At 69.0% G+C, this 11,497-nt stretch carries 14 protein-coding genes and 1 pseudogene; 3 read left to right on the plus strand and 12 right to left on the minus strand.

The features are described from left to right. Together OQF71_RS11520 and OQF71_RS11525 are read right to left on the minus strand one after the other, a co-directional pair. Positions 1–323, minus strand: a pseudogene (locus OQF71_RS11520) (hypothetical protein); the annotation flags it as partial. A 50-nt stretch (positions 324–373) separates the two neighbouring features. Further along, on the minus strand, positions 374–1,480 hold the full coding sequence (locus OQF71_RS11525) for a 60S ribosomal export protein NMD3 (RefSeq protein WP_280587838.1): 1,107 nt from the start codon (positions 1,478–1,480) through the stop codon (positions 374–376). Between the two features lie 136 nt (positions 1,481–1,616). Here OQF71_RS11525 and OQF71_RS11530 point away from each other — a divergent pair, with 136 nt between their 5' ends. Then, positions 1,617–1,970, plus strand: a complete 354-nt coding sequence (locus OQF71_RS11530) for a DNA-binding protein (RefSeq protein ID WP_280587839.1) — start codon at positions 1,617–1,619, stop codon at positions 1,968–1,970. Further along, positions 1,971–2,564 (plus strand): asparagine synthase-related protein, encoded by a 594-nt coding sequence (locus OQF71_RS11535; RefSeq protein ID WP_280587840.1) that lies wholly within the window; start codon positions 1,971–1,973, stop codon positions 2,562–2,564. Between the two features lie 62 nt (positions 2,565–2,626). Here the strand turns inward: OQF71_RS11535 and OQF71_RS11540 are convergent, their stop codons facing one another. Genes OQF71_RS11540 through OQF71_RS11550 form a run of 3 tightly spaced genes read right to left on the minus strand, consistent with a single transcriptional unit; the run spans position 2,627 to position 5,434 of the window. After that, a complete protein-coding gene (locus tag OQF71_RS11540; protein WP_280587841.1) occupies positions 2,627–3,601 on the minus strand; it encodes a PfkB family carbohydrate kinase in 975 nt (324 codons plus the stop codon). A 51-nt stretch (positions 3,602–3,652) separates the two neighbouring features. Then, a complete protein-coding gene (locus tag OQF71_RS11545) occupies positions 3,653–4,918 on the minus strand; it encodes a phosphohydrolase (RefSeq protein WP_280587842.1) in 1,266 nt (421 codons plus the stop codon). Positions 4,919–4,969: 51 nt separating this feature from the next. Beyond that, positions 4,970–5,434 carry a universal stress protein gene (locus tag OQF71_RS11550; protein WP_280587843.1) on the minus strand — a complete coding sequence of 155 codons (465 nt, stop codon included), beginning with the start codon at positions 5,432–5,434 and terminating at the stop codon, positions 4,970–4,972. A 92-nt stretch (positions 5,435–5,526) separates the two neighbouring features. Between OQF71_RS11550 and OQF71_RS11555 the strand changes: the two genes are divergently transcribed. Beyond that, complete coding sequence (locus OQF71_RS11555; RefSeq protein WP_280587844.1) at positions 5,527–6,165, plus strand: IS6 family transposase; 639 nt, start codon at positions 5,527–5,529, stop codon at positions 6,163–6,165. A 613-nt stretch (positions 6,166–6,778) separates the two neighbouring features. Here OQF71_RS11555 and OQF71_RS11560 read toward each other — a convergent pair. The 7 genes from OQF71_RS11560 to OQF71_RS11590 all read right to left on the minus strand — a co-directional run. Beyond that, positions 6,779–7,318: a hypothetical protein gene (locus OQF71_RS11560; RefSeq protein ID WP_280587845.1), complete on the minus strand. Its 540-nt coding sequence runs from the start codon at positions 7,316–7,318 to the stop codon at positions 6,779–6,781. Beyond that, on the minus strand, positions 7,319–7,639 hold the full coding sequence (locus tag OQF71_RS11565) for a hypothetical protein (protein WP_280587846.1): 321 nt from the start codon (positions 7,637–7,639) through the stop codon (positions 7,319–7,321). 178 nt (positions 7,640–7,817) lie between these two features. Beyond that, positions 7,818–8,111: a chorismate mutase gene (locus OQF71_RS11570; protein WP_280587847.1), complete on the minus strand. Its 294-nt coding sequence runs from the start codon at positions 8,109–8,111 to the stop codon at positions 7,818–7,820. A gap of 36 nt (positions 8,112–8,147) precedes the next feature. After that, positions 8,148–9,041 carry a shikimate kinase gene (locus OQF71_RS11575; RefSeq protein ID WP_280587849.1) on the minus strand — a complete coding sequence of 298 codons (894 nt, stop codon included), beginning with the start codon at positions 9,039–9,041 and terminating at the stop codon, positions 8,148–8,150. Positions 9,042–9,139: 98 nt separating this feature from the next. Continuing rightward, positions 9,140–9,811, minus strand: a complete 672-nt coding sequence (locus OQF71_RS11580; protein ID WP_280587850.1) for a hypothetical protein — start codon at positions 9,809–9,811, stop codon at positions 9,140–9,142. A gap of 5 nt (positions 9,812–9,816) precedes the next feature. After that, positions 9,817–10,278 (minus strand): hypothetical protein, encoded by a 462-nt coding sequence (locus tag OQF71_RS11585; RefSeq protein ID WP_280587851.1) that lies wholly within the window; start codon positions 10,276–10,278, stop codon positions 9,817–9,819. Continuing rightward, positions 10,278–11,497 (minus strand): hypothetical protein (locus OQF71_RS11590; RefSeq protein ID WP_280587852.1); only part of this gene is annotated, 1,220 nt, incomplete at its 5' end. The genes OQF71_RS11585 and OQF71_RS11590, both read right to left, overlap by 1 nt.

Here is an 11,497-nt window from a genome sequence, read left to right on the forward strand (position 1 = left end):
TATATGCCCCTGCCCACCCCCCCCGCCCCCCCCCCCCCCCCCCCCTCGCCGCTGGCGGCGGTACCCGCCAGCGACTCCCTCACGCGGCGCTCCTCGTGGCCTGCCGGCCACTCGGAGACGCGCGGGGCGAGAGCGAAGCTCTCGCTTGCAACCGGTGCGTAGCGCCGGTGACGCCACCGCACCAGCTCTTTATAAACGATCGACGCAGTCGCTCCCGAGCATTTAAATATCTCATCGTTGCCGACGAACTGCAACACCGACTCTCGAAATCGATCGCTACTGTTCCCGTCGCATCCTTCCTCGGCGCAAGGCGTCTCACGCACTGCGGATTCTACCGGCGCCGATTTTTAAACGGGTGAGTGACGCCCGCGCCCTACTCCTCGGGGACGAGGTGCACGTCGCCCCCGTGCTCGAACGCCAGCACGCTGTCGGCGTCGCCGTCGACGAAGTCGGGGTTCGGGACCGTCTTCGCCTCGTAGGTGACCGGGTCGAGCACCTGGATCGCGTTCTCGTCTTCCACCGTCACAACGGTCGTCTCCGCCGCGTCGTCTCTGGTGCCGAGACGGGTCGCGTCGGGGGCCTCGGCGTCCTCGAACTCGGAGGTGTACGGCTCACCCGTCGCGAGCCTGACGCCCTGCAGGCGCCCGGAGACGCCCGTGACGAGCACGGGGCCGTCGCCGTCCTCGGGGTCGATGACCTCGCCCTCGGCGTACCGGGGGAGCCGGACCGCGAACGTCACCCGGTACACCTCGTTGCCGTCGCCGTCCTCGGTGACGAGCGTCGGGTACGACTCGAAGCTCCCGCCGAGCGCGTCGGTGATCCGGGTCGCGACGTTCTGCGCGAGGCGGTTCGAGGAGAGTTTGACGTCCGGGCCGTCGTCGGTCTCTTTCACCTCCGTGATGAACGCCTCGCGGTCGCCGTCCGCCTCTTGGTCCGCGACGTACGACTCGGCGATGTCGAGCGCCTCGGCGCGTTCGGCGGGCGTCAGGTCGCGCTCGTCCGCGCGCACCTGCACGGTGCCGGCGTAGTACCCCCCGGCGATCCGCCCGCAGCGGTCGCAGGTCCCGCGCGAGATTTTGACCGGGACGGTGACCTCCGCGGAGCGGAGCGTCCCGCGGACGACGCCCGAGAAGCGGCAGTGCATCCGGACGTTGTTCTCGTCGACCTGCTCGGGCTCGACGCCCCACTCGACGTCCGTGGCGTCGACGTGGACCCCGAGCGCCTCCGCGACCTCGTCGACGGCGACGTCGGTGTAGTCGCGCGCGCCGACGTCGCGCCACGACTCGCCGCGGCGGACCGCCCCGCAGCCGGAACAGACCAACACCTCGATCCGGTCGGGGGCGTCGACGAGATCGAAGTCCTCGAAGTAGCAGTCGTCACACAACAGCGCGTCTCGTCCGCGCGGCTCGCCGGGGAGCGGCTCGCGCCGCTCCGGGACCGGATCGCCGCACCGCGGACAGAACTCCCGCGACTCGCTCATTGTCGGCGACTACGCCGAGGAGGCGTTTAAGCCACGCGGACCGTCGGAGACGACCGACTCCAGCCCCCGGCACCGACGGAACCCGACCGCCGACCCCTCCGAAATCGTTTTTCGCGCGGGCCGTGAAAGCCTTCGTATGAGCGAGAATCCCGATGATGAACGGCTGGAGGAACTGCGAGAGAAGAAGATGGAGGAGCTCCGCGATCGGCAGCAGGGCGGCGGCGGCGACGCCGAGGCCCAGCGCGAGGCCCAGGAGCGCGCCGACGCCCAGCAGGAGGCCGTGCTCAAGCAGTACCTGACCGACGGCGCCCGCCAGCGCCTCAACGCGGTCGAGATGTCGAAGCCGGAGTTCGGCGAGAAGGTCAAACAGCAGGTCGCGGCGCTCGCCCAGAGCGGCCGGATTCAGGGGCGTATCGACGAGGACCAGATGCGCGACCTCCTGAAGGAACTGCAGCCCGACCAGCAGAGCTTCGACATCCGGCGGCGATAGATGGAGCTCGCGCTCCTGTACAGCGGGGGGAAAGACTCCTCGCTCGCCGCCCACCTGCTCGACCGGTTCTACGACGTCCGCTGTGTCACCGGTAGCTTCGGACTCACCGACGACTGGGAGCACGCCGAGCGCGCGGCCGCGGAGCTGGGGTTCCCGTTCGAGCGCGTCGAGCTCGACCGCGAGGTGGCGGAGGAAGCGGCCGCGACCATGCTCGATGACGGCTACCCCCGCAACGGGATCCAGCGGGTCCACGAGCACGCGCTGGAGGCGATCGCGAGCCGCGACGTCGACGCGGTCGCCGACGGCACCCGTCGGGACGATCGGGTGCCGACGGTCTCCCGCGCGCAGGCGCAGAGCCTCGAGGACCGCCACGGCGTCGACTACATCTCCCCGCTGTCGGGGTTCGGCCGCCACGCCGTCGACCGCCTCGTCGCGGAGACGTTCGATGTCCAGCAGGGGCCGAGCGAGGAGGTGCCGAAGGCCGACTACGAGGACGAGCTCCGGACGCTCATCGCCGAGGAACACGGCGAGGAGACCGTCGACGAGGTGTTTCCGGACCACGACCAGACGTACGTTCACGGCCGGAACGACTAGGCCGGCGTCGGGACCCGCCGCCGCGTTCGCGCCGTCTCCCGCCGACAAACGAGCCTCGCCGCTCACCGACGATCGGCGAGGAACGACTCCACGCCGTCCTTCGAGGGCCCCGCCGTCATCCCGCCCCGTTCTTGAACCGAGAGCGCCGCCGTCGCGTTGGCGAACGCGACCGCGTCGTCGAGGTCGACATCGGCGTCGCCACTCGCCTCAGAGAGCCGGGCGAGCAGCCCGGCGGTGAACGCGTCGCCGGCACCGGTCGCGTCGACGGCCTCGACCGAGAAGCCGCCGTGGCGGGCGGTTCGTTCCCCCCACGGTGCTTCCGCCGCGCTCGTGACGACCGCGCCCGCCTCGCCGAGGGTGACGACGGCGGTGTGCGGTCCGAGCCCCAGCAGGTCCGGACCGAGTTCCTCGCCTTCGCTGGAGGAGAGCCCGGTCGCCGCCACGTCTTCGTCGCTGGCGAAGACCACGTCGCTGTCGGCGATGATGGCGCGGACCGCATCGACGACGGCGTCGCGCTCGCCGTCCGGCACGAGGTCCTCGCGGTAGTTGACGTCGAACGACACCGCACAGTCGCGCTCGGCGGCCGCCGCGGCCAGCTCGCGCATCGCCGATCGGCCGTCCGGGTGCGTCAGGGCGACGCCGCCGAGGTGGACCCACGAGGCCGACGCCAGCGCCTCGACCGGGACCGACTCGGGCTCGAACCCGAACGTGACGTCCCCGGAGCCGTAAAAGCGGAAACGACGCCCGTCGGCGCCGGGCGGTGAGACGACCGCGAGAGTGGTGTTGCCGTCGACGCGCTCGACCGCCGCCGTCGACACGCCCTCGTCGGCGAGCGTCTCGCGGAGGAAGTCGCCGAACGGGTCGCCGCCGAGCCGGGTCCAGAACGTCGGCGCCGCGCCGAGGCGCGAGAGTCCGACCGCGACGTTGGCCGGCGCGCCGCCCGGCCGGTGGGAGAAGCCGTCGACGTCGCGGAGCGTCTCTCCCGACCCGGGGAGCAGGTCGATCAGCGTCTCGCCGGCCACGAGGATGTCCGCCATGCGAGAGACGGGGCCGCCGGTCGATATGAAAGTGTGCGGTTCGCCGGCGCGCTACTCGTCGTCCTCGTCGCCGTCGCCCGCCCCCGCCGCGTCACTCGACTCCTCGTTCGCCGCCGCGACCTCTTCCGCGACCGCCTCGAACGCCGCGAGGATGACCCGCTTGCAGGCCTGCCCCTCGGTCGTCCAGTGGTGGGCGTAATCGAGCATGTCGTCGTAGATGTCCGGCTTGCAGCCGGCCGCCTGCGGGTGGCCGCCGCCGTTCACCTTCCCGGCCACCTCGTGAGCGTGCCGGAAGCCCTCGGAGCCGCGGATCGACGCGGAGCCGGCGGGCTTGACGATCACTGCGGCGTCGGCGCCCGCCTCGCGGAGCGCCTCCGCGACCTCGTTCTGCGAACAGCGGCCGTACGTCACCGCGACGGTCCACTCGCCGACCTCGTGGGTGACCGCGCGGTCGACGGCGGCGTCGATCCGGGCCTCCTTCTCGACCCGCCGGTCCGCGACGAACGCCTCGACGGTCTCGGGGAGGTCGGCGCCGTACGCGCCGACGACCGTCGCGTACTCCTCGCCGCCGGCCCAGTAGGAGTAGTCGGCCAAGTCGTCCGAGCGCGGGTCCTCCTTGATCCAGAGGTCGTGGTCGCGGGTCACCGCCGCCAGCTCGGCCCACCGGTCGTCGAACGCGTGATCCAGCGAGCGCAGCGCCACGTCGGCGGTACACTCTTCATCGGACTCGCCGACCACGAGGTCGACCCCGAGGTCCCGGACCGCCGCGGCCGTCTCCTCGTCCCACTGGTGGTGGTCGAACCACCGGATCGAGGCGGCCTCCTCCGCGAGCGCCTCCAGCGGCTCCGCGATCCACTCGTAGTCGTCGGGACAGAGGTCGCAGACGAACAGCTCGACGTCGTCGTCGGCGTACGCGAGCGCGCGTTCGAGCGAGGTGTCGAGCGAGTACGGCCCCGCCGCGACCAGCCCGACCGGCGAGCGCGTGTGGGCGTCGTCCGTGGGGTCGTCCGCGTCGTCCGCCTCCTCGTCGCTGTCTTGCTCCGATCTCTCCGCTTCCGCCAGCCGCGCTGCGATGGCCGCCTCGAAGTCGGCGACGTCGAGGGCGGCGTCGTACGCCTCTCGGATCATCGCCGCGCAGGCGAGCCCGTCGGCGTCGCCGTCGGCGATCACGACCGCCTCGCTGCCCTCGATCGCCTCCTTCGCTCGCCGCTCCGCGCGCTCCTCGTCCAGCGAGTCCGGGTAGAAGAAGCCCTTGCCGGGTAGTCGCGTGTACCGCGAGCGGGGGATATCCCCCTCGTCGATGAGTTCGTCGTCCATACCGTCGACCCGGGCGGAAGCGGGAAAACTCCGCCGTTCTCGGGGCGTTCCTCAGATCGTCGTTCGCCGCGGATCCTCGTCGGTGAGCTGCCGGACGGTGAGCACGGGGATCGGGCAGGTCCGCACGACGCGCTCCGCGACGGAGCCGATGAGGAACCGATTCTCCCCGTGGCGCCCGCGGGTGCCCATCGCGACGATATCGGCGTCGATGTCCTGGGCGTATTCCGAGATCTCGGCGGCCGGCCGCCCCTCGCGCACCTCGACGGTCACGTCCAGTCCGGGGTCGCGCTCTGTCGCGGCGTCGGCGACCTGTTCGAGCGCCGCCTCGCCGTGGTCGTCGAGCGCGTCGCGGAGGTCCTCGCGGACCTCGTCGGGCGTGGACTCGACCTCGCCGCTGTCGACGACGTAGACGGCGTGGACCTCGGCCTCGAAGCGGGCGGCGATATCGACCGCGACATCGACGGCCCGGCGCACGCTGTCGGAGCCGTCCGTCGCGACCACGATCGTGTCGAACATACCTCCCGTTCGCCGAGGCGACAGTTAAAAACAGGCGGTCGACTCCGGGTCGCGTTAAGTTAGAGGATGAGGCGCTCGACTTCAGAGTGTCTATGGCCGAAATCGAACGCCTCAGCGAACGTACTGCGTGGATCGACTTGTCGTTTGTGGAGCGAGATCGAACGCCGCGCTGGGCGATTGAAGTAGGCATTCGCTGTCATTTGGCCGGTATGTCACTACGCGAGGTAAGTAAATATCTTGAACTGTTTGGGATCGATCGGAGTCACGTTGCGATTCATAACTGGGTTCATAAAGCCGATCTACAGCCAATCTCGACCGTTTCCGAGGATCAACTCGCGGTTGACGAAAAGATGATCCGTCTCCACGGCCAGAAGTTCTGGCTGTACGGCGCGGTTGATCCACAGACGAACGAGATCCTTCACGTGAGCCTCTATCCCACCGCAAATAAGCAGACAACCCGATGGTTTCTCACCGAGCTACACCGGCGCTATCAGCTAAACGATGTCGAATTTCTCGTCGATGACGCAGACTATATCGGATCAGTCCTCGCTGAAGACGGCTATCGATTTCAAGTCATTCGACATGGAAATCGGAATGCCATCGAACGTGTCTTTTGGGAAATAGAACGACGAACATCATCGTTTGCGAATAGTTTCAGCAATGTCGCGTTAGAGACAGCTCAAAATTGGCTCGAAGCCGTCGCCGTCTACCACAATTCGCGCCAAAATTAACGCGACCGGTGCGGCGGCGCGTGCCTCCGAGCGGCCGGGAGGCCGCGAGGAGCACGCGCGAGGTCGCCGGCGCTACGCGCCGACTGCCAGCGAATCTCCGATTCTCACTGAACGCGGTGAGCGCTCGGAGAGCGCGAACCGCGAGGCTGGGGAGGCGTTCACCGTCGATCCGCTGTCAACTGGCTTCCCATGAACCGGAATAGGACTGACTGAGGTAAATCCCTTCGGACAGAACGGGGGTGTGATCGCTTGTTTGGTAGGGAGCAATCCACCGGATGCGTCGCCAGTTCAGGGGTCACAGACGTGATCGAATCTTCCGACCGCTAATCGAGTCCAAAATTCGCAAGGCAGCGTCACGAATCGACTCACTAACTCGCTAATACGCGTCTAGGAGTCCTCTAACAGTTATTTTCACGCTCACCGACTCTCCCGCTGCTCAACTTTGTTCAAGTCGCTGAAATCCATAATGGATCCTCTGGAATAGTGTCCAACGACACGTCCGATACGACAGAATTCAGGATACAAAGGGCGCTTGTCGGTGGAATATTCAAATGAAGTGCCCTTGCTCTACGGAGAGTCGTTCCGATCGGCTAGCGGGTGTCTAACGAGTCGATCACTTCGGATCGGGTTGCTCGTTATCGCGTTGCTGTCGAAGCGTGGACTGCGCCCGCTCGACGTAGGAGTTCGACGACCAACTGCGAGCGTCACTCATCTCGGTCAAAAACTCGTCGACAGCGTCCGGCGAGACCGCGTCGTTGCGAACCAGTGCGGTGAGGAGGATGGGCGTCGTGACGAGGCGGGTCTCGGCCAGCGAGGCGTGGACGAGCGCAAGTCGATTGAACTCGTCACAGAGCAGTTGCACGGCGTCGATATCGTTCGCCAGCGTGACCGCCGCGTTCTCACCGTCGTCCAGCGGGAACGTCTCGTCCAGTTCGATGGAACGAGTCGCCAAGGCAGAGCGACGGTCGAGAACCGCCTGTGCCGCCTCACCGGATGCGTCGTCGTAGGACGCCGTCTCGGTGAGTTCGTCGACGACCTGCTCTGGGACGACCACGGTGTGCGAATCGAGGAGAAGGTCGAGTGGATTCGGTGAGGTGCCCGCCACCGTCCCGAGGCTTACGAGAGCCGACGTGTCGGCGACTATCAGAACCATCTACGAGTCGGCCAGCTCCTCCGCGACCTCGTCCACGAATTCGTCGGCCAGTTGCTCTTTCAGCAGTCGGAAGTTGGCGGCCTCCTCGTGCCCGACGAGGTCTTTCAGTTCCTCGAACGAGATGTCGTCGTCGTAGAAGGCCTCCGCGATCTCCTGTTTCACCTCGTCGGAGTGCGCGGCGTCCCGCAAGTAGTCCCGAAGCGCGGAGATGAGGATGTCCGTCCGATCCGTCTCGAACACCGCAGCGAGCGCGTCGGCCCGGTTTACCAGTCCCCTCGGTGCACGGAACTGGACGCGCTTCTTTTTGGACTCGGAACTCATATGTGTACATTGTGAGTGCAGAGTCAAAACGCTTGCCCCCCTCGTCACTATCACATCGTTCGGAGCCACCGAAACCGGAAATGGTATTTTTCATCGAGCCTGCATCGAAAGAGCAGCTATCGGAAGAAATTTCGAGGGCTAAACAGGCTCTATACGGCTTGTATCATCGAATATCGAGCTATCGACTCTCGCGCTGTTCGACCTTGTTCAGTTCGATCAGCAGCCGGAAGATAGCCTTCACGAGGTTGGCGTCGACGTCGAAGCGCTCCGCGTTGTCGCCGGCGCGCTCCATCACGCGCTCCTCCTGCCCCTCGTCGGTCGTCGGGAGGTCGCGCTCTTCTTTCACGGCCGCCACGGTGTCGGCGACGTACGTCCGGCGGGCGATCAGTTCGACGATCTCTCGGTCGATGTCCTCGATCTCGTGTCGCAGTTCGTCGAGGCTCCGGTCCTCCGCGTTCGGTGTGTCACTCATGGTAGTGGTGTGGTCGCTGAGTAGTCGGTGGTGCGGTCACTCGACGGTCGCACCGTCGTTTCTCGTGGTCGTTCGTCGCAGCGTACCGGGGCGATCGCCCCACGCGTCGGCGACCGCGTCGAGGTCGGTCTCGGGGTCGGTCGGGTCCGCGACCGCGACGACGCTCGGGCCGGTCCCCGACAGCGAGACCCCCGTCGCGTGGGGCATGGCGTCGACCGCGGGGTCGGCGTCGAACCCGAGCGCGGCCGAGAAGGCGAGCCCGTTGACGGTCATCGCCTCGGCGTACCGACCGTCCAATGCGAGGTCCGCCACGAGGTCCGCCATCGGCGCGACAGCCTCGCAGCGGGCCACGTCCGCGTCCGCGCTGTACGCGCGCTCGGGCGGGGTCCACACGAGGACCTCCCAGTCGACGGCCTCGCGCGAGCGCAGTTCGTCGCTCGCGTTGTCGGTGACGGTCACGCCGCCGAGCATCGAGGCGGTCGCGTCGTCGAACGCGCCCGTGACCGTCACGCCCGCATCGCGGGCCGCCCGGACGCCGAGTCGGCAGGCCTCTAGGCGGGTGACGTCGACCGCTGGATCCGTATCGTCATCGCCCACCGTCAGACCGAGCGCGTCGCAGGTCGCGAGCACGGTCGCGTTGGCGGCCGCGCTGGAGCTCTTGAGCCCGGCCGCGAGGGGTACGTCGCTGTCGGTCCGGACGGTGCCGCCCTCGCCGTCGCCCCACCGGCCGGTCGCGAGCGCGACGCAGCGCTCGATCAGGGCGGTGTCCGCGTCGGGGTCCTCGGCGATGGTCCCGTCGACGCCCGCGGCGGCCGGGTCGAGCGAGACGCTCGCGCGCGTCTCGACGTCGATGCCGAAGGCCGCGCCGGTGCCCGTCGCGAGCGCGTTCAACACGGTGCCGGCGCCGAGCGCGGCTGCCCGTCCCTCCATGCACTCACGGCTCGCGAGCGCGGACAAAGAGGTAGCGATCACGGCGAGACTCTCGGTTCCGCGGCCGGCGACGTGCCGAGATCGGCCGAGGAACCCGCTCAAATCGGGTTGGAGGTCCGCACCGCGGCGTCGACCTCGTACCAGCCCGGATCGGGCCGAGCGTTCGTCTCCCGGCTCCGGAAGGAGATCGACACGTCGAAGCGGCGGGTCCCGTCGCTAAACCGATTTCCGGACGAGAACCGCTCGGTGACGTACGCGAAGCCGACCGGGTCGCGCTCGGACGAACTCGGGCGCGTCGCGTACGCGTCGACGCGGAGTTCGACCGTGCCGTAAGTGAACCGCCCGGCGTTCTCGACGGTGAGCCGGGCGTCGACGGTCGTCTCGTACCCATCGTCGGTTACGCCGAGCACCTCGGTGTTCGTGACGACGAGTCCGGCGGCGTCGGGTCCGACCGCGTCGGGGGCCGGCTCGTCGGCCTGTCCGTCATCGGCCTGTTCGTCATCGGCCTGTTCGGCCGTCGAATCGCCCGCGCTCGCGTCTCCCGACCCGTCCGTGGAGCCGTCACCTCCAGCGGATTCGCCGGGTTCGGAACCGGTTCCGTCGGCGTCGGATCCCGCTCTCGAGCCACCGTTCGCGCCCTCGTCCGACTCCACGAGACAGCCGGCCAGCAGGGCGGGGACGCCCGCGGCGAGCAGCCGCCGCCGGGAGAGCGCGCGCGTCACGTGTCCCACCTCGTCGCCGAGCGACCGATCGGTTGATTTCTGTTCCACACTTGTCACCCCGTCACCGATCCGAGCGCGCCGGTCGCCGCGCCGACGACGGCGCCGACGACCGCGGTCGTGAGGAGCGGACCGAGCGCGTCCGCGATTCCGTGCGCCTGCGTGGCGGCCTCGCCCTGCGAGGCGACGACGAGGACGACGACGACGACGCCGTAGATCAGCGCGCCGAGCCCGCCGCCGACCCCCGAGGTCACGGCCGCCCCCTGAACGTCGTACGCGCGCGATCCGAAGAGCACGCCGAGGACGCCCGCGATGAGCGGCGCGCCGACCAAGGCGGCGACGGTCACGGCGAGGTACGACTGCGCGACGAACACCGGGCCGAACCGCGCGGTCTCGCCGGTCGCCGCGGTCGCGAGCGCGGTCTCGGCCCAGCCCGTCCCGGCCGCGGCGACCAGCCCGACGCCGACGCCGACGACAGCGAACACCGCCGCCGTGAGGCCGACTCCGTTCGCGTCCATCAGACCACCGCCCACCCGTCGGCCAGCCGTCCGTGCCACCCGGTGCGCTCCTCCCACGCGTCCCCGGAGAACCCCGCCGCGAGCAGGAACTCGCCGGCCCGCACGACGTAGCCGTACTGGATTCCGGCGTGCTCGTCGAAGCCGTAGCGCTCTCCCTCCGCCTCGTCGTGGTAGAGCCGGTGCCAGCGCGCGGGACCGTTGTCGGTCGAGTCGTTCGTGTTGCCGCCGTCGACCGTTTCGTCCGCGCCGCCGTCGCTCGACCCGTTCCCGGAGACGTCCGAGCCGGCGGCGGTCGCGTCGGGATCGATCGGCGCGCGCCCCTCCGTCGACGCGTCGGCGAGGAGCCCCTCCAGCCGCTCCCTCGCCGTTTCGGTGTCAGGGTAGCGCTGGACGTACAGAGGGGTCCCGTCGAGCTCGTGGGCCCACCCTTCGAACGTCTGCCCCGGACGGCCGCCGGCCTGCGGGCGAGTCGCGAACGCGACGAACAGCTCCTCCGTCCGGTCCTCGGAACGGGGCACCGGCCCCAGCCGGGCGCGGAGCTCCTCGCGGCGGTCCGCCCCGAACGCGCCGCCGTAGACCCGCGGAATCTCGGAGCGGTCGTACCGCTCGTCGTCGTACGGCTCGTGCGCGAACGCCCCGAGTCCGCGGCTCGCGAGCGCGACCTCGACGAACGCCTCGGTTCGGAGCTCCCGCCGCCGCTCGTCGTTGTCGGGGAGCGGATACAGCAACCGGTCGAGCAGGCGGTTGTGGATCGGGTCCCGGGAGAACGCCTCCGCGACGTACACCGCGGTTCCCATCCCGGCGAACCCCCGATGCATGCGGTCGAGTTCCTCCAGGAATCGGTCCACGTCGTTCCGGGGCGCGACCGTCCGGAGCGCCTCGACGTGGCGTCGCGTCCGACCGCGGATCCGGGCCTCGGGGCGGAAGTGCGGCTCCAGCGCGTCGGCGGCGCGGTCGGCGGCGGCGCGTCCGGCGGCGTCCAGCCGGTCGGCCATCTCGGCGGTCACCGCGTCGTTCTCGTCGGCGACTTCGCGGACGGCGTCGATCTCGGCGACCACGTCGGCGATCGCGTCGCGATAGGTCGCGACCGCGTCGCGGTACTCGGTCGCGAACCACACGGCGTCGTCGACGACGTTCCGGGTCGCGGTCGCGAGCGCCTCGTTCCCGACCGCGGCCCGCTCGTCGTCGCCGTCGTCCGCCTCCGGCGGGCGAGCATCCG

It is taken from the genome of Halorubrum sp. Boch-26, assembly GCF_029889805.1.
Lineage (GTDB): Archaea > Halobacteriota > Halobacteria > Halobacteriales > Haloferacaceae > Halorubrum.